This window comes from Rhodobacter lacus (assembly GCF_042683065.1).
In the GTDB taxonomy this organism is placed as follows: Bacteria; Pseudomonadota; Alphaproteobacteria; order Rhodobacterales; family Rhodobacteraceae; genus Rhodobacter; species Rhodobacter lacus.
In genome coordinates this window covers 117,136-134,727 of record NZ_JBHUIX010000001.1, presented here as the reverse complement: position 1 = coordinate 134,727, position 17,592 = coordinate 117,136, and the positions used below count along the sequence as shown (strand labels likewise).

16 protein-coding genes are annotated in these 17,592 nt (G+C 66.3%); 7 read left to right on the top strand and 9 right to left on the bottom strand.

Annotated features, from left to right (window positions below; translation table 11 throughout):
- Positions 1–8: 8 nt before the first annotated feature.
- The 9 genes from ACFSM0_RS00650 to nikR form a co-directional block, all read right to left on the bottom strand.
- Positions 9–524 (bottom strand): L,D-transpeptidase family protein, encoded by a 516-nt coding sequence (locus ACFSM0_RS00650; protein ID WP_377385649.1) that lies wholly within the window; start codon positions 522–524, stop codon positions 9–11.
- A 10-nt stretch (positions 525–534) separates the two neighbouring features.
- The gene (locus ACFSM0_RS00645) at positions 535–1,545 is read right to left on the bottom strand and encodes an ABC transporter ATP-binding protein (RefSeq protein WP_377385646.1); all 1,011 of its coding nucleotides are present in this window, start codon (positions 1,543–1,545) and stop codon (positions 535–537) included.
- Positions 1,542–2,552 (bottom strand): ABC transporter ATP-binding protein, encoded by a 1,011-nt coding sequence (locus tag ACFSM0_RS00640; RefSeq protein WP_377385643.1) that lies wholly within the window; start codon positions 2,550–2,552, stop codon positions 1,542–1,544. Before ACFSM0_RS00640 ends, ACFSM0_RS00645 begins: the two co-directional genes overlap by 4 nt.
- Positions 2,553–2,556: 4 nt before the next feature.
- Complete coding sequence (locus tag ACFSM0_RS00635; RefSeq protein WP_377385640.1) at positions 2,557–3,444, bottom strand: ABC transporter permease; 888 nt, start codon at positions 3,442–3,444, stop codon at positions 2,557–2,559.
- Positions 3,445–3,446: 2 nt separating this feature from the next.
- The gene (locus tag ACFSM0_RS00630; protein ID WP_377385637.1) at positions 3,447–4,382 is read right to left on the bottom strand and encodes an ABC transporter permease; all 936 of its coding nucleotides are present in this window, start codon (positions 4,380–4,382) and stop codon (positions 3,447–3,449) included.
- 117 nt (positions 4,383–4,499) lie between these two features.
- Complete coding sequence (locus ACFSM0_RS00625) at positions 4,500–6,089, bottom strand: ABC transporter substrate-binding protein (RefSeq protein ID WP_377385634.1); 1,590 nt, start codon at positions 6,087–6,089, stop codon at positions 4,500–4,502.
- 772 nt (positions 6,090–6,861) lie between these two features.
- Positions 6,862–8,538, bottom strand: coding sequence for a hypothetical protein (locus ACFSM0_RS00620; RefSeq protein WP_377385632.1), 1,677 nt, complete (start codon positions 8,536–8,538; stop codon positions 6,862–6,864).
- Between the two features lie 59 nt (positions 8,539–8,597).
- On the bottom strand, positions 8,598–10,394 hold the full coding sequence (locus ACFSM0_RS00615; protein WP_377385629.1) for a PhoX family protein: 1,797 nt from the start codon (positions 10,392–10,394) through the stop codon (positions 8,598–8,600).
- 123 nt (positions 10,395–10,517) lie between these two features.
- Positions 10,518–11,015 carry a nickel-responsive transcriptional regulator NikR gene (gene nikR, locus ACFSM0_RS00610; protein WP_377385627.1) on the bottom strand — a complete coding sequence of 166 codons (498 nt, stop codon included), beginning with the start codon at positions 11,013–11,015 and terminating at the stop codon, positions 10,518–10,520.
- A 148-nt stretch (positions 11,016–11,163) separates the two neighbouring features.
- Here nikR and ACFSM0_RS00605 point away from each other — a divergent pair, with 148 nt between their 5' ends.
- From ACFSM0_RS00605 to ACFSM0_RS00575, 7 genes are all read left to right on the top strand, one after another.
- Positions 11,164–11,934 carry a DUF4198 domain-containing protein gene (locus ACFSM0_RS00605; RefSeq protein ID WP_377385624.1) on the top strand — a complete coding sequence of 257 codons (771 nt, stop codon included), beginning with the start codon at positions 11,164–11,166 and terminating at the stop codon, positions 11,932–11,934.
- 16 nt (positions 11,935–11,950) lie between these two features.
- Positions 11,951–12,583, top strand: a complete 633-nt coding sequence (cbiM, locus tag ACFSM0_RS00600) for a cobalt transporter CbiM (RefSeq protein WP_377385621.1) — start codon at positions 11,951–11,953, stop codon at positions 12,581–12,583.
- Complete coding sequence (locus ACFSM0_RS00595) at positions 12,580–13,128, top strand: cobalamin biosynthesis protein CbiL (RefSeq protein WP_377385618.1); 549 nt, start codon at positions 12,580–12,582, stop codon at positions 13,126–13,128. The genes cbiM and ACFSM0_RS00595 overlap by 4 nt, the downstream gene beginning before the upstream one ends.
- Complete coding sequence (locus ACFSM0_RS00590; protein WP_377385615.1) at positions 13,125–13,841, top strand: energy-coupling factor transporter transmembrane component T family protein; 717 nt, start codon at positions 13,125–13,127, stop codon at positions 13,839–13,841. The genes ACFSM0_RS00595 and ACFSM0_RS00590 overlap by 4 nt, the downstream gene beginning before the upstream one ends.
- Positions 13,838–14,539 (top strand): energy-coupling factor ABC transporter ATP-binding protein, encoded by a 702-nt coding sequence (locus ACFSM0_RS00585; RefSeq protein WP_377385612.1) that lies wholly within the window; start codon positions 13,838–13,840, stop codon positions 14,537–14,539. The genes ACFSM0_RS00590 and ACFSM0_RS00585 overlap by 4 nt, the downstream gene beginning before the upstream one ends.
- 1,001 nt (positions 14,540–15,540) lie before the next feature.
- The gene (locus tag ACFSM0_RS00580; RefSeq protein WP_377385609.1) at positions 15,541–17,070 is read left to right on the top strand and encodes a Ni/Fe hydrogenase subunit alpha; all 1,530 of its coding nucleotides are present in this window, start codon (positions 15,541–15,543) and stop codon (positions 17,068–17,070) included.
- Entirely contained in the window at positions 17,052–17,588 is a 537-nt protein-coding gene (locus ACFSM0_RS00575) for a hydrogenase maturation protease (RefSeq protein ID WP_377385606.1), read from the top strand. Before ACFSM0_RS00580 ends, ACFSM0_RS00575 begins: the two co-directional genes overlap by 19 nt.
- Positions 17,589–17,592 lie beyond the last annotated feature (4 nt).

The following is a 17,592-nucleotide window of genomic DNA, read 5'->3' as shown; positions in this document are numbered from 1 at the left end:
GATGGGTCCTATTCCTCCGCGCGGAAGCAAAGCCGCGTTCCCGGCGCGGCCAGAGCGAGAAATTCGAGCAGATCCGCGCGCGTCAGCGTGGCGCACCCCGCAGTTGCCCCATAGCCTGCGCTTGCCACATGCAAAAACACCGCACTGCCCGCGCCGGGCACGACCGGATCGTCATTGTGACCGAGCACGACGACGATGTCGTAAAGGTCATCGGCACGCCACATCTCTTCGTGGCTGGCCGCAAAGGGGCGCTTCACCGGGCGGTTATAGTCGGGGTGCTCGGGCGCATCGCACCAGCCGTCATCGGCGGCGATGGTCTCGGTCGGAAAGACCGAGGCCGGGGCCTCGCCAAGCTTGTCGGCGCGGTAGAGCACGCGCCGGATCGGCCAGCAGCCGATCGGGCTGATGCCATCCCCCTCGATCCGCTTGGGCGCGATGCCGCCGCGCCCCACACCGGCCTGCCAGACTTTTTCGCCGTAACGGGCCTGCCAGATATCGCCCTGCCGGGTCACGATCAGATCCATGATTGTCCTTTCATCCCTCAAGCGGAAAATGGCACGCGACCGCGGGACCGCTGCCCCCCTGCAACATCGGTTCCTCGGCGCGGCAGATGTCGCGCGCGAAGGGGCAGCGGGTGTGAAACCGGCAGCCCTTTGGCAGGTTCATCGGGCTCGGGATCTCGCCTTGCATCATCGGGCGCGGCTCGCCGCGGCGGCGCGGATCGGGGCGCGGCACCGCCGACATCAGCAGCATCGTATAGGGATGCCGCGGATGGGCAAACAGCTCTTCGGTGGTGCCAACCTCGACCAGCCGGCCCAGAAACATCACCCCCACGCGGTCGGCAAACTGGCGCACCACGGAAAGATCGTGGGTGATGAAGAAATAGGTCAGCTGGAGCTGATCTTGCAGATCGCCCAGCAGGTTCAAGACCTGCGCCTGAATCGAGACATCGAGCGCAGAGACAGATTCGTCGCAGACCACGAAATCGGGCTTGTTGGCGAGCGCGCGCGCAATGCCGATTCGCTGGCGCTGCCCGCCCGAGAACTGGTGCGGGTAGCTGCGCAGATACTGCCGGCGCAGGCCCACCATCTCCAGCAATTCGGTGCAGCGCTCGCGGATCTCGGCGGGCGTGCCATAGCCATGGCTGCGCAGCGGCTCGGCCAGGATCTGTTCGATCCGCATGCGCGGATTGAGCGAGGCAAAAGGATCCTGAAACACGATCTGCAGGTTCTTGCGCAGGGCGCGCAGCGCGCCTTCGCCCAGATCCGTCAGATCGGTGTCGCGGTAGCGAATGGTGCCGGAGGTCGGCTCCTGCAGGCGCAGCATCACCCGGCCGAGCGTGGTCTTGCCGCAGCCCGATTCCCCCACCAGCGCGAAGGTTTCGCGGGCGCGGATGTCGAGCGTCACGCCATCGACCGCGCGCACCACGCGCGCTGGCCCCCCGAAGAGGCCGCCGCCGATGCGGTAATGCTTGGTCAGATCCCGCGTCGAGATCAGGATCTCGTCGTGTGCGGGGGCGGGGGGGGCTTTTGCGGTCTGGGTCACGGCATCTCTTCCAAAGGCTGGGCGGCTTCGGGCGCATGCAACCAGCAGCGCGCAGAATGCCCCGCACCGAGTGCGGCCAGTTCGGGCGCGCGGGCGCAAAGCGGCATCGCATCGCCACAGCGCGGCGCGAAGCGGCAGCCGGGGGGGAGTTTGGCGAGGTTTGGCACCATGCCCGGAATGCTCGGCATGCGCCGCCCGGCGCGGGGTTCGTTTGCTCGCGGGATCGAGGCGAGCAGGCCGCGCGTGTAGGGATGGGCGGGGCGCTCGAACAGGTCGAACACATCCGCCTGCTCGACGATCTGGCCCGCATACATCACGTTGACCGCGTCGCACATCTCGGCGATCACCCCCAGATCATGGGTGATCATGATGATCGAGGTGCCGACCCGGTCGCGCAGATCGCGCATCAGCTGCAGGATCTGCGCCTGCGTTGTCACATCCAGCGCCGTCGTCGGCTCATCCGCGATCAGAAGCTTCGGCTCGCAGATCAGCCCCATCGCGATCATCGCGCGCTGGCGCAGCCCGCCCGAAAGCTGATGCGGATAGGCGTCGAGCCGGCTTTTGGGCTCGGGAATGCCCACGAGTTCGAACATTTCGAGCACGCGCGCGCGGATCGCCCGACGCCCAAGCCCCTGATGGATCGCGAGCGGCTCGCCGACCTGCTCCCAGACCTTGCGCACCGGGTTCAGGCTCGTCATCGGCTCCTGAAACACCATCGCCATCTCGCCGCCGCGGATGCGCCGCATCCCGGCGCCGTCGAGACGCGCGAGATCAACCCCGTCGAGAAGGATTTCGCGCGCGCTCACGCGGCCCTGCGGCTGCGGCACGAGCCCCATCAGCGACAGCGCCGTCATGCTCTTGCCGGAGCCCGATTCCCCCACCAGCCCGACGATCTGGCCGCGCCCGACCTCGAAAGACACATCGTCGAGCACCGTCACATTGCCCCGGTCGCCCGAAAACGCAGTCGAGAGGCCGCGCACCGAAAGGATTGGATCTGCTCTTCCCATCGGCTCAATCCTTCATCGAGGGGTCAAGCGCATCGCGCAGCCCGTCGCCAATGAAGTTGAAGGCCATCACCGTGAGCAGGATCGCGATGCCGGGGGCAATGGCCACGCTTGGCGCCTGAAAGATGTATTCCTTGCCCTTGGCCACCAGCAGCCCCCAGCTTGCCTCGGGCGGTTGCACGCCAACGCCCAGAAAGCTGAGGCTCGATTCCCACATGATCGCCTCCGGGATCGAGAGCGAAAAGAGCACGATCAGCGTTGGCACCACATTGGGGAAGATATGGGCAAACATGATCGTGGCGCGGGCGGTGCCATTGGCGCGCGCCGCCTCGATGAATTCCTTCTCGCGCAGGGCGAGGGTCTGGGAGCGCACCACCCGCGCGACCGAGGCCCAGCCCACGAGCGCGAGCGCGAGGAAGATGTTCAGAAGGTTCGCGCCGAGCGTATACATCACCACCATCGCAAGCAGCAGCGAGGGGAAGGCGATCATCATGTCGGCAAGCCGCATCACCACGAAATCGGTCTTGCCGCCAAGATAGCCGCTCAGAATGCCGAGCACCGTGCCGATGGTGAGCGAGACGAGGCTCGGCACAATCCCCACCATCAGCGAGATCCGCGCGCCGTAAAGGATGCGCGTGAGCACATCGCGGCCAAAATTGTCGGTGCCGAGCCAATAGGTGTGCGACATCGGCAGGAGTTGCTCGTCCAGCGCCACGCGATAGGGATCATGCGGGCTCACCCAGGGGGCAAAGATCGCGCCCAGAACCAGCAGCACCACGAAGGCGAGCCCCACCATCGCCATGCGGTTCTTGCGAAAGGCGCGCAAAGTGTCCCGCAGGAAGCTTGCGTCTTCAAGCGTTTCGGGGTCGGTGGCCGGGGGGGCGGGAGCGGCCATGATCAGGCGTCCTTCTTCATCTGTGCGCGAATGCGCGGATCAAGGACCGAATAGAGAATATCGGCCACCAGATTACCAAGGATCACAAGCGCCGTGGCAAAGAGCACCGCGCCTTGCAACAGCGGCATGTCGCGCGAGGAAATCGCGTTGACGGTGATGCGCCCGACGCCGGGGATCGAGAAGATCGATTCCGTGATCACCGCGCCCGAGAGCAGCCCCGCCACCTGAATCGCCATGATCGTCACCACCGGGATCAGCGCATTTTTCAGCGCATGGCGGGTGATCACGCCGGTCTCGCGCAGGCCCTTGGCGCGGGCGGTGCGGATATAATCGTGCCGCATCACCTCCAGCAGGCTTGAGCGTGTCAGCCGCGCGATCACCCCCGCCGAGGACCAGCCCAGCACAATTGCGGGCAAGATCATGTATTTCCAGCCGTAAAAGCCCGAAACCGGCAAAAGCCTCAGTTGCATCGCGAAGATGTATTGCAACAGCAGCGCCGACCAGAACACCGGCATCGAGACGCCCAGAAGCGAGAAGCCCATGAAGAACCGGTCAATCAGGCTGTCGCGCCGCACCGCCGACAGCACCCCCGCCGGAATGCCGATCACCCAGGAAACGAGCGCGGCACAGACCGCCAGCATCAGCGTATTGGGAAAGGCCTTGAGCAAAAGATCGGTGACGGGGCGGTTGAGCTTGATCGAATTGCCCAGATCACCCTGAAGCGCATTCGCCAGAAAACGGAAATAGCGAACGATCATCGGGTCATCGAGATGCATCTGCGCCCGGACCCGGGCGATCACATCGGGGCTCGCATGTTCCTTCATCATCAGCGCCACCGGGTCGCCGGGCACCACGTTGAGCATGATGAAGAGGATCATGGTGATCCCGATCAGCACCGGGATCGACACCAGAATGCGGCGCAGCGCAAACATCAACATCGGCGAAGCGGTCTTTCTGCGGCCCCGGCAGGGCGGGGCAGATGGGCGAAAGGCCGCCCGGTCAGGGCGGCAAGAGGGGCGGCCCGGGGCGGCGTGAATCCGCCCCGGAGCGGGGTCTTATTCGACCTCGACCTTGTAATAGCTCATGTCGCTCCAGCCGTTCCACGGCACCACGAAGTTCTTCACCCGCGGCTGCACGACATAGTTGTGATCGAGGCTGAAGAGCGGCACCCAGGCGGCATCGGTGCCCACGATCCGCGCCGTCAGATCCTGATAGAGCTTGCAGCGCGCTTCCTGATCGACCATGCCGCGCGCGGTGACGATATCGGCAAAAACCTCGGGGTCGTTGTTGTTGTAGGCGCGCGACTTCGAGCCGGATTCAGAGAAGAAGGTGTAGAAGAAGTTGTCCGGGTCGTTGAAATCCGCCGACCACACCTGCATGTAGTTATGCGTCTCGCCCGCCTTGCGCGCCGCCATGAAGGTTGCCTCGTCAGGCGTTTCGATCGTGGCGCGGAACCCGGCTTCGGCGATCTGGGCCTGCACGATCTGGTTCATGTCGGACCATTTTTGCGACCAGTTCGCGGCCTGGCTCAGGGTGATGTCCACGCCATCGGGGTAGCCCGCTTCGGCGAGCAGTTCCTTGGCCTTGGCGGGATCATAGGTGATCGGTTCCGCCGGGGCGTAGCAGGTCAGCCCGCGCGGCATCACGCCGTCTTCGAGCTTGCCCTTGCCGTAGAAGTTCTTGTCAACGATGGTCTGGCGGTCGATCGCCATCTGGAACGCCTTGCGCACGCGCACATCGTCAAACGGCTTCTGGGCCTGGTTGATGTTGTAATAGTAAATCCCGACGCGCGGGCCCGAGCGGATCTGATCCTTCCAGGTGTCGCTGCCGTAGAAATAGGGCGTCTGGGTCGGCGCATAGTCGAGGTCGAGCACGTCGATCTCGTCGGATTCAAACAGCATGCGCAGGGTTTCGGAATCGGCCACCACGCGCACGAGCAACCGGTCCAGCTCCGGCCGGCCGCGCCAGTAATCGTCGTTTGCCTCAAGCATCTGGCTGTCGTTGAGCGTATAGTCACGCAGGATGAACGGCCCGGTGCCGTTCGTCGTTTCCGGCGTCAGGCCGAACTGGTCGCCCGCCGCTTCGGTGAAGGCGCGCTCATAGATCGAGGCGCCGGGCGCGGCCAGAAGCGCAAGGAACGCGGCATAGGGCTGCGCCAGCGTGATCTGGACGGTGTGATCATCAAGCGCTTTCAGCCCCGAGACGCTGTCGGCCTTGCCGTCGAGCCGATCTTCGGCCCCGGCGATGAAGGTGAGAATATCGGTGTTCAGCGCCTTGGTGGCCGGGTTGAGCATCCGGTCAAACGTGTAGACCACATCATCGGCGCTCAGCACGGCGCCGTCATGAAACTTCACGCCCGCGCGCAGATGGAACGTGTAGGTCAGCCCGTCTGCCGAGACCTCCCAGCTTTCCGCAAGCCCGGGAACGAGGCTCGATTGCCCCGGTCCGGTGGTCTCCGATTCCACCAGCCGGTCGAAGATATTGAGCGGCAGCGTGTACAGATCCGTCGTCATCTGCGCATCGGCAGTCTTCGGGTCTTCGGTATTGGAAATGCGCAGCATGTTCTCGGCCAGCGCCGGCGACATAAGCATCAGGCTGGCAAGCCCCGAGGCCAGCAACAGCTTCATCTTGGGTGTGAGGATCATTGGTTCAGTTCCATGTCGGTTTGACCGCAGCTGCGGCATCCAGCGACGTTTTTTGGAAAAAAAGCAGAGCCTGTCGCACAGCGCCACCCCGGTTCTCGTACATGTCCGGCCACTGCCGGAGACCGCCCTGTCGAGGCTGCGGCAGACCGCGGACACCCGCGTGGCAACGTAGGACCGGGGCTGTCTTGCGCCGCGCAACGGAACGGGAATCAAATCCCGCGCGTGCGCGGCGCATGACATTGCGTCACCTTAGGCGGCGCGCGTGCGGAATACTAGCGGATCTCCTCAGGCACGCCCCGCAAAGCCTTGATCCCTGTTGCAAACCTCAGATTTTGCAGATTTGCCGCGCCGCGGATTCCAAAGCCGCCTTCGTCTTGGGCAGAGTGCCACTTTGTCCCTCAGCCCGTCAGCGGCAGATCTGGGGTATGGGGGGACGGCGCGAGGCGGAGGGGCGCGCGATCAAGCGCGCAGGCGCCCGCAGCCTTTGCGCGCAAGGACGGCCTTGGGTGCAACAGATAAACGCCGCCCGCGCCGCCGTGCCGCCGTGAAGGCTGCGGTTGAGAAAGGTGTTCTGCCCCTGAAACGTGACCTGCGAGGCGTTCTGGAAGGGAGGGTCGAGCATGCCGGGCCCGTATCCGGCCCTGGTGATGCGGCCGCAACCGCACCGCTCAGGCGCACATCGCGGCGGATCAGGTGTCTGCCGACCGGAACAGAATGCGCCATTCGGCTCAGGCTTTGGCGCCCTCGCAAATTCAGCGCCATCCAGGCGGTGTCACTCATACCAGGCGGAGAGCGGGCGGGTGATGCCGGTGGATTGGTCCTGCGTCACCTCGCGATGCACGTTATCCTGTGGCACGACGGTGGCGTCACGCCCTTTCGCGAAGCTCTGCTCGCGCACGATCTCCCGGTAGGCCTTGTCAAGCGCGAGCGCGCGGGCGGGCGAGGGGTAAAGAAGCCGGGAGACATCGGCGCGAAACGTTGCCACCGGCGCGGGGCGCAGCGTGCCTGCTTCGGTCAGGTAGCGTTCGATCACCTCGGTATTGCCGCGCAATTCGTCGCCTGCGCCATTCGCTTGCAGGTAATGCGCATATTCGGGGGCGCCATCGGCGCGGATCATCTCGGGGATGCCGTAAAGCGCCTTTTGGCTCCAGTGCCACCAGCCGCCATTGCCAAGCGTTGCAGGCACCTTGCGCGGGAAGGCGAAAGTGTCATCGTCATTGGCGCCGACCCCGCCATGGCAGCCGATGCAAAACACCGTTTCCTCAAAACTTTGCGGGCGCAGATCGCCCTTGGCATCCTCGATGAAGCCCTGCAGGCGCCAGCCGGTGCCATTTGTCACCCCCTCTTCCGAAGAGCCGAAGAAGAGCGAGATCCGGTCCGGGAAATCGACACGTTCCTTGGCTTCGGCGAGCGCGCCCTCCTGCCGGTCGAAATAGGTCTGCCAGCGGGTCTTGCGCATGTAGCGCAACTCTTTCAGCCGCGCTGCCATGCGGATCTCGCCCGAGGTCTCATCAAGGTCGATATACCGCACGGTGTGCAAAAATTCCGTGCCAAGCGGGTAGAGCCCGGCGGCCAAGGGCGCCGAGCCCGCCGCCTGCAGGCTTTTGGCAAGCCCCACCCAGCTCATGGTGCGCCCCTCTTTGGGCGCCCAGTCAAAGGCAACGAAAAGCGCCTGACCGAGCTTGCCGTCATGGTCGAGATCAACGCCGAGGGCGGTTTCGTCGGTGGGCGCGATCGGCACCGGGGCGCGGCGGATCAGCGCCTCGACGATGGCGAGGTTGGTCTCGTACACAAGCCGGTTCTCGGTGCCATCCGCGGTTTCGCGGTAGGCCGCGGGCAGGCGGATCATCACGTCATCGGTGGCGCCATTGGTGGGCCAGAAGGCGCCATTGAGCGGATAATAGGCAAAAGCCCGCCAGCCGGTCATGCGGCCATCGGCGCCGATGTCGAAGCCGTCCGCATCGAAATTGTAGGTCACATCCGGGGTGAAGCCGTTCCAGCGGCCATCGCCGTTCACATCCCATTCGGGGGGCAGATCGGCGAGTTTCGCGGCGAGCAGGTTCCGGCCCTCGTGATCGAGATAATTGCCGGTGCGGATATAGGCGAGGATCTCGTCATCGCTCACCTTGGCCACCTCGGCGCGGCGGTCGACAAAAAGGTTCGTCCAGGGGTTTTTCAGCGCCGGGCCGGGCAGGCTGTAGGCGGTTTGCAGGTCATCATCGTTGATGAAATGCGGCGCCCGGCTCTCGACATGGCAGGTGAAGCACGGGTTATGCACCGCGCCCGCGGCATCCTCGGTTTTGGTGTAGCACTGCGGGGGAATATAGGCGGTGCGGTTTTTCAGCACCGTGGTTTTGAGATCCACCACCGGCGGGGCGGCGTGCGCGGGCAGGGCCAGACCGGCCAGAACCAGACATGCGAGGCTTATGCGGGCAGCGGGGTGGGTCATCTATGTCTCCTGCAAAAAGACGGGGAGGGCGGTCCCTCCCCGTCGGCTTGTGGCTGTGCTTATTTTGCGTCGAGCGCGGGCATCGGGCCGATGTAGCCGACATAGGCGCGCGCATCGGCAGCGTCTTGCAGCTTGTCTTCATCCGATTCCCCGTAGGGGTGCTGCACCACGGCCATCAGATAGGCATGGCCGCCCACATTCGGGTAGAAATAGGGCGAGGTGGTTTCCGAGCCGTAGGGCGTCGAGAAGATCCGGGTCAGTTCGCCCGAGCCGAGGTTCATCGCCCAGATCACGTCGTTCTGGTGGCCTTCGCCGGTGTCTTCGCCGATGATCAGCGTGTTCGTGCCCGGCATGTAGGTGATGTTGTCGGGGTTGGCGATCGCGTTGATATCGCAGGTGTTCACCTCGGCCGCGGCGCCGCACATGTTATGCGCGGGGTCGCAGTTCGGATCGGCCGCAGCGGCCACCTGTTCATCGCTCATCGGCTTGCCCGAGATCAGCGCCTTCATCGTCGTGGCATTGAAGTTTTCGTCCAGATCGAGCGCGAAGACGGTGCCGCAGGCGTTTTTCGGCAGCTGGATCAGGTCGCGCGAGGCGAGATCCTTCTTGTCGCCCGCGGTCATGCCCTTGGCCACTTCCGACATCGCCACATAAAGCTGATGCGTGTCGGGGTTGTAGGTGATGCCTTCCATCTTCCGAAACTCGGTCGAGGCGCCCAGCATCGAGGCGTAGCGGCGGGTCTCGATGCGCGAGGCCACCGCTTCCATGCCCGGTTTCACCTTCAGGCATTCGAGCACGCCCTCGGCGTTCGAAGGCGCGAAGTCCATGGTGCAGGTGCCGTCGTCGCCCAGCTTGGTCGCTTCGAAAATATCCGAGAAGGCCGGTTTCTTGGCGATCGCTGCGGCGATCTCGGCTTCGGTCGCATGGCCGAGGTCGATCCATTCAAGCGTTGCCGCGCCGCCGTTTTCAGCCGAGGTCTGCACCCATTTCGCGGCATAAAGCGTGCCGGCGCTCAGATCGCCCGCCGTGTCGGCGACAAATTTGAACAGCCCGACGTTGGTGCCGTCATCCGAGATATAGGCGGTTTTCTGGTCGGGCAGCACATAGGCGAGTTCCACCGCAACGCGGCCCATCGCGTAATGCTTGTCGGCCTTGGCCGCGCCATCTTCCGAGACGGTGATCTCGGTCGGATAGCCATAGGCATAGGGGTTGAACACCGAGCGGAACGTCGCGAGGTCCATTTTCGCCGGGTCCACGCCAAAGAAGCGCACCATCGGGAAATAGTAATCGTCAATATCCGAGAGCGCGGCGGCGGTTTCGATCGCTTCGGCATCCGGCGGATACTCTTCAGAGCCCAGATGCGTGCCCCAGGGCGTCACGGAGCCCGCGCAGGGCACCCAGAGCCCGCCCAGATCCTTGAATTCGACCGGCTTGGTCGAGACCGGGGTCAGCTTGCCATCGGCATCTTGCTTGAGCTCGCTCACATACATCGCGCCGGGGCGCGATTCGAAATGGCTGATCGAATAGAGCTTGTCGCCGACCGGGAGCAGCGAGGCGAAGTCGGCATCGACCGAGAGCGCTTCCGAGCCATCCTCGGCGGTCACGACCTTGCCGTTTTCATCGACCAGCGCGCCAAAGACGCCATCGCCGATCTTGTCGCCGGTGCGGGCGAGGATGTTGTAGCCAATGGCATGTTCCTGACCGTCGATGACGATCTTGTCGGTGGCGAGAACCTGCCGTTTGGCGGCATCCTCAGCCGCGAACGGCACCGGGGCGAAGCTGATCTCATGGGCGAGCGCGAGGCCGGGCAGCAGCACGAGGGCCGTGGCGCCCAGCAGGGCGGATTTGAAAGTCATGTCGAGCACCTGATCCTGTCTAAGGTTGGGGTGCCCCCCTGCTAGGCTCGCTCTGCGACGTCTGGTTGACGTTTGTGTAACGTTCAAATGACGTGTGCGCGCGGCCCTGCGGCATGGCGCCTCTCAGGCCTCGGTGCCGCCAAACCCGGCCTGCACGCGGGTGTGGCTGTGCGCATGGCCGGGCGCGCCGTGGCCATGATCATGGGCGTGCCGCGCGCCGTCGTCGCGCACCGGAATGAGCGCAAGCGTGCCATGCGCAACGCCGCGCTCCAAAAACTGTGCCTCGGCGGTGCGGGTGACGCTGGCAAGCGTGCCCCGCGTGACCTCGATTTCGAGCGAGGTGGTGTGATCGAGCGGCACCGAAAGGGCGGCAAGCGTGTGGTCATGCGTGTCGAGCCGGCGCTGGGCGAGCCGGGCGCCGAGGTTGCGCAGGCCATGATCGACGGTGCAGGACATCACCGCGAGGCAGGGCGCCTCGGGGGGCGCATCGGGGCGGGCCAGAAGCGCGCGCCGCACCAGATCGCGGATCGCCTCAGAGCGGTTGTCCGCCCCGCTGCGCGCCATGAACAGGTCAAGCTCGGTCGCCAGATCCTCGGTCAGGGTGATCGTCACACGCTGCATGGAAACTTGTCCTTTCCGGTGGTCAGAGGCTTACCATGCTGATTTTCTGATTCTTTTTGCGCTTTCGCAACGGTTTTTGCTTGCGTGGCGTGGCGGTATGATGAATCTTTGGATAAATCATACAAGGGTGCCATTCAGGGAGGATCCGATGCCCCGCCGCAACGCCCCGCTTCTGGCCGCCGCCGCGCTTGCGCTCTCTGCCGCGCCGGCCTGCGCGCATTTTCAAGAGATCCTGCCCTCGGCAGATGTGCTGCCCGAGGGCGGCGCGGTCACGCTCGATCTCACCTTCACCCATCCGTTCGAAGGCGGGCCGGTGATGGAGATGGCGCGCCCCGCCGCCGTGGGCATGCTCGCGGGCGGAGAAAAAACGGATCTGCTGCCCGCGCTCACCGCAACGCCGAAAGAGGGCAAGAGTGCCTGGGGTGTCAGCGTCGATCTGCCCGAACCGGGCGGGGCCGTGTTCTGGGTCACGCCCCAACCCTATTGGGAGCCCGCCGAGGGCAAGTATATCGTGCATTATGCCAAGGTTGTGGTCGACAGTTGGGCCTCGGGCGCGGGCTGGGAGGCCATGGTGGGCCTGCCGGTCGAGATCCGCCCGCTCACCCGCCCGACCGGGCTCTGGGTCGGCAATGCCTTTTCCGGCGTGGTGATGAAGGCGGGCGCGCCGGTGCCTTTTGCCGAGGTGGAGGTGGAGCTTGTCAACACCGCCGGGATTGCCGCGCCGAACGAGGCTTTCGTCACGCAGGTGATCACCGCGGATGCCCATGGCACCTTCTCTTACACGATGCCGTTTGCCGGGTGGTGGGGCTTTGCGGCGCTGACCGAAGCTGATAGGCCGATGCTGTCGCCCGAGGGCCGGGAGGTTCCGGTTGAGGAGGGCGCGCTGATCTGGGTGCAGGCCACGGCGCCCGGACGATAGGCAGGAAGGTCGCAAGATGGCGCATATTCCCGACGGAATCCTGACGCTGCCGGTGCTGATCGGGGGCGGCGCTCTGGCCGTGGCGGGCGTGGGCATGGGCCTGCGCGCGCTCGATGACCGGGCGATCCCGCGGGTGGCGCTGTTGGCCGCGGTGTTCTTTGCCGCCTCGCTCGTGGCGGTGCCGGTGGGCCCTTCGAGCGTGCATCTGATGCTGTCGGGGCTGATGGGGGTGATGCTCGGCTGGGGGATCTTTCCGGCGGTGCTGGTGGCGCTTGCGCTGCAGGCCGCGCTGTTCGGCATTGGCGGGCTGACGACCCTGGGCGTGAACACGCTCAATATCGCGCTTCCGGGCGCAATGGTGGGCCTTGTTCTCGGCCCGATGATCCGCGCCGCAAAAAGCTCCGTTCGCGCGGGCGCGCTGGCCGCGCTGGGGGCGGCGCTTGCGGTGCTGGCCACCGCAGGGGGGGTGGCGCTTGCGCTTTATCTCTCTGCGCCCGAATTTACCCCGGCGGCGAAGATCCTTGCCGTCACCTATCTGCCGCTCGCCCTTGTCGAGGCGGCGATCACAGGTGCGATCACCTCTTTTCTCGCGCGCGTCGAGCCGCGGGCGTTGCACCCGATCCTGCCGGGGGAGGGGGAGCCGGCATGATCCGCGCCCTTCTCCTTTTTGCTGCCCTCCTTGCGGCGAGCCCGGCGAGCGCACATGGGATGAAGGTCTTTGCCAAGGTGGTCGGCGATCAGGTGAGCGGTTATGGCTTTTTCATCGGCGGCGGGCGGCCTGAGGGCGTGGAGTGGCAGGCCGAGATGGCCGGTGCGCCCCTCGCGCAGGGCAAAACCGACGCTTCGGGCGGCTTTGCTTTTGCGGCCCCGGCTTCCGTCACCGGCCCCGTCACCGTGACGCTCAACACCGGCGACGGTCATGTCGCCCGCGCGGAACTGGCGCCCGCGCGGTTCGGCGCGGTTCCGGGCGCGCCGGCGCCCGCTCTGGCCGCGCCAGAGCCTGCCGCGCCCGAAGCGGCGGGCCCCGAGCTGGCCGCGCTCGTGGCGGTGGCGGTTGCGCGCGAGGTCGCCCCGCTTGCCGAGCGGATCGAGCAGATGGACAACCGGATGCGGCTCACGGATCTGATGTCGGGCCTGTTTTTGATCATCGGCCTCGCCGGCATTGGCCTGTGGGCACGCGGGCGGCGCCGGTGAGGCTCGCGCCGGTCGATCTGCGACCCCGGCTTGCGGCAGGGATTTGCGCGCTCGTTCTGATCGCGCCGCTCACGCGGCCTGGCCCCGCCTGCGCCGCGCTGGGGCTGGTGCTGGCCCTCTATCTCCTGGAGCGCCGCGCCCTGCCGTGGCGGCGGCTGATCCATCTTGAGGCGTTTCTCGCGCTCCTCTTTGTCACCTTGCCCTTCTCGGTGCCGGGTGCGGCCTTGCTCTCGCTTGGCCCGGTCACGCTCACCGATGCGGGGCTTGCGCGCACGCTCACCCTTGCCGCCAAGGTCACCGCCTCGGTGCTGCTGCTTGCCGCGCTGTTTGCGGGCACCGCGCCCGAGCATTTGGGGGCCGCCGCTCGGGCGGCGCATCTGCCCGAGCGGCTGATCCGCATCTTTCTTGGCCTCGTGCGCTACCTCGCGCTGATCCGCGCCGAGATGGCGCGCGCGCAGGAGGCGATGCGGGCGCGCGCCTTTCACCCCGGCACGAACCGGCACAGTTGGCGCGCCTATGGCTGGCTGATCGGGCGGATGCTGATGCGCGCGCTCGCCCGCGCGGACCGGGTGGAAGAGGCGATGCGCCTGCGCGGCTATGCAGGGCGGCTGCCGCGCCCGGTGCCCCCGCCGATCCCCGCGGCAGATCTGGCCCGCGCCGGGGCGCTTGGCGCCCCCTTCCTTGTGATCCTGCTCTGGGAGCTTGCCCGTTGATCCCGCTTCTGACGCTGACCGATCTGGAAATCCGCCGCGACGAGCGCGCCGTGATCTCCCATGCCACGCTGACGCTCAAAGCTGGCGAGCGGCTCGCCATCGTTGGCCCGAACGGCGCGGGCAAGACCACGCTTTTGCGCGCCGTGGTCGGGCTGGAGCGCGCCGCGGCGGGTGCCGTGAGCCTGTTTGGCGAGACCTGCCGAACCGAGGCAGAGTTCCGCAAAGGCCGCCGCCGCATCGGTTTTCTGTTTCAAGACAGCGATGACCAGTTGTTTTGCCCGAGCGTGGTGGAGGATGTGGCCTTTGGCCCGCTCAATCTCGGCGCCTCCGAGGCCGAGGCCCGCGCGACGGCGCTGGAGGCGCTCGCGGGGCTCGGTCTCGAACATCTGGCCGAGCGCTTCACGCATCGGCTCTCGGGGGGCGAAAAACGCCTCGTTTGCCTTGCCGGGCTCTTTGCCATGCGCCCCGATGTGCTCCTGCTCGATGAGCCGACAAATGGCGTCGATGCCGAAAACGGCGCGCGGCTGCGCGCGGCGCTTGCCGGTTTTGCGGGTGCGATGATCCTCGTCTCGCATGACGATGCCTTCGTGGCCGAGCTTGCGACGCGGGCGATGAGCCTGCGCGCGGGGGTGCTCCGCCCGGCCGAGATCCATAGCCATCCGCATTTCCACGCCCATCCGCATATCCACCCGGTTTGAGGGGGCTTGGGCCCTGTGCCGGGGGCGCGGTTTTCGGCGCGACTCTGCCTGATTTGAGGGGGGTGGTAACAAACCTTCCGATCTTGCCGCTTTGGTGGTTAGTGCGGAACCGCCCGCATTTTCTGGCCCCGCGCGGCGGCGGATTTTGCGCAGGCAATGCGCGCGCGTTTCGGGGGGAAAAAGCGGCGAAAGTGCCGTTGCGCAGGCGCCGCCTTGTGCCCGCAAACGCGGCGGAGGCGCGCGCGATGGGGCCGGGGTGGACCCAATTGCGGCGGCGCGGCGCGCGCGGGCCGCATCGCCTTAAAAAGAAGGCCCGCCAATCCGCGCGCGCTGACGCGCCTTGGCGCGGGAGCTGCGCGCGGACCTGTCCTTTTGGGCAGGCTGCGGGCGCGATCCCTCGCGTCTGCCGGCAGATTTAGTCAGCCATCGTGACCAATCGCCGGGCGCCGCTGTTTGCCCATGGTGGGGCGGTTTTTTCCCGAGGTCCCGCGCGGATCGGTGCAAACCGGCAATTCGTTTGACCCACCCGCCGCCGCGCGCGAAATTTTACCTGTTCCAGACGGAGACCCCTGATGCCCTGCCCCGAAATGAGGATCGCCTCCAGAGCCGCGCGCCACCGCGCGCCGGGCGCATTCGGGCGGCACCGCGTCTCCGCTTTCGGAGCGGTTTTTGGTTCGGCCCGGCCCCGCGCCCGGGCCGGGTGTTCTACGATCATCGCGCTTGGTGCCCGCGCGGTGACCGGAGGCCTGCCTGCGCCTGTCGCGCATCTCGATGTGGGCGAGATGCCCGGCGCCCCTGCCTGTGGGGTGCTCGGGGGGTGGGTCAACGTCCCGGACGGTCCAGAACCTTTCACTCCCAGGGTCGGGGGGCAGGGGGTCATTGTGGCCGTCCGGGTCGAGCCTTTGACGATGCGGTCTCGCCGTGCCGCGCCGGTGCCGCCGCGCCGATCACGGCAGATGCGCTGCCCGCTCGCCTGACATCGACGCCCTGAAAGCCCGCCTATGTATGCCTCCCGCCCTCTGGAACCCGACAGCGCCCGCCCCGATCGCGTGGCGCCCGCCGTTCCGGCCCGGCAGATCTCGCTCGATGCGCCCGCGCCGCTCGGCGATCAGGGCCGGGTGACGATCCGCCTGGATGCCGCAGGCGCGGTGGATGAGGCGCGGCTCCATATCGTCGAGTTGCGCGGCTTCGAGCGCTATCTCGAGGGGCGCCCCTTTGCCGAGATCCCGCAGGTTGTGCAGCGGCTGTGCGGGATCTGCCCGGTCTCGCATCATTTGGCGGCCGCGCGGGCGATGGACCAGCTTGCGGGCTATGCGCGGCTCACCCCCACCGCCGAAAAGCTGCGCAGGCTTCTGCATTACGGGCAGATGGTGCAAAGCCATGCGGTGCATTTTTATCATCTCGCCGCGCCGGATCTGCTGCTCGGGCATGAAACCGCGCAAAACCGTCGGGCTTTGGTGGCGGTGGCCGAGGCGTTCCCCGAAATGGCCACGCAAGGGGTGCTGGTGCGCCGCTTCGGGCAGGAGGTGGTGCGCGCGGTCATGGGGCGGCGCGGGCAGGACGGTGGCGCGGTGCCGGGCGGGATGAGCCGCCCGCTCGCCCCCCAGATGCGCGAGATGCTGCGCGGCGATGTTGATCAGGTGATCGACTGGACCGAGGGCGCGCTTTTGATGATCGCGCGGCTGCACGCGACGAACCCCGATTTCTATGCCGGGTTCGGCGCGGTTGCGGGGCCGATGGTCGGGCTGGTCACGCCCTCGGGGGCGTCCGACTTTTATGAGGGCGTGCTGCGGGCCCGCAGCGCCGCGGGCGGGCCCCTGTTCGACAAGATCGTCCCGGCGGGCTTCGATACGGTCATCGAGACCCGCCCGGCGCCCTGGAGCGATACAGAGTTTCCGCACCTCAAGGGGATCGGTCCGGAGGAGGACTGGTACCGCGTGGGGCCGCTGGCACGGATTCAGATCTGCGATCTTCTGACCTCCGAGAAAGCAGAGGCTGAGCGCCAGCGGCTCCTGGCCCAAGGGGAGGGGCGGGCGCTGCATGGGGTCTTGTTCCACCACTGGGCGCGGATGGTCGAGCTTTTGCACGCCGCCGAGGTGATCCGGGACCTGCTCGATGACCGCAGCCTGTGCGGGCTCGATCTGATGGCCGAGCGCAGCGCCGAAAGGCCGCTGCAGGCGGTGGCAATGATCGAGGCGCCGCGGGGCACACTGGTTCACCGCTACAGCGGCGATGAGGCGGGGCGCATCACCGCCTGCAAGTTGATCGTGCCCACCACCCACAACACCCATGCGATGAATGCCGCTCTGGGGCAGGTGGTGCGCCGCCATCTGCGCGGACGTGACATCACCGAGGCGTTGCTCGGCCATATCGAAGTGGCGATCCGCGCCTATGACCCTTGCCTCTCCTGTGCCACCCATGCGCTCGGGCAGATGCCACTTGAGGTGGAGCTGCGCGATGCCTCCGGCCATCTGCTCTCCGAGATCCGGCGCGGCATTCGCGGGGAGGTCTCATGCGCAACCCCCGGCTGAACCCGCGGGTGGTGATCCTTGCCTGGGGCAACGAGAGCCGCGGCGATGACGGGCTCGGGCCAAGGCTGGCGTCGCGGATCCATGCGGCGGGCTGGCCGCATGTGACGCTGATCGAAGATTTTCAGCTTCAGGTCGAACATGGGCTCGACCTTGTCGGGCAGGATTTCGTGCTGTTTGTCGATGGCGGACAGGGCACGCCCCCGCCGTTCTTCTTTCGGCAGACCGGGCCAAGGCGGTTGATGACCCATTCCAGCCACGGCGTTGGCCCGGAGGCGGTGCTGGAGGCCTACCGGCAGGTGATGAATGCCGAGCCGCCCCCGGCCTTTGTGCTGTGCATGGCGGGGGAGCGGTTCGATCTGGGAGAGGGGCTGAGCCGACGGGCGCTGACGCATCTGGCGGCGGCCTGGGGTTTTCTTGTGCCGCTGCTCTCCTGGCCCGATCTTGCGCATTGGCAATCGGTGCAAACGGGGCCGGTCGCGGTGGCCGAACCGGCGCCGCGGCGCCCGGCGGCAGAATAGGGGG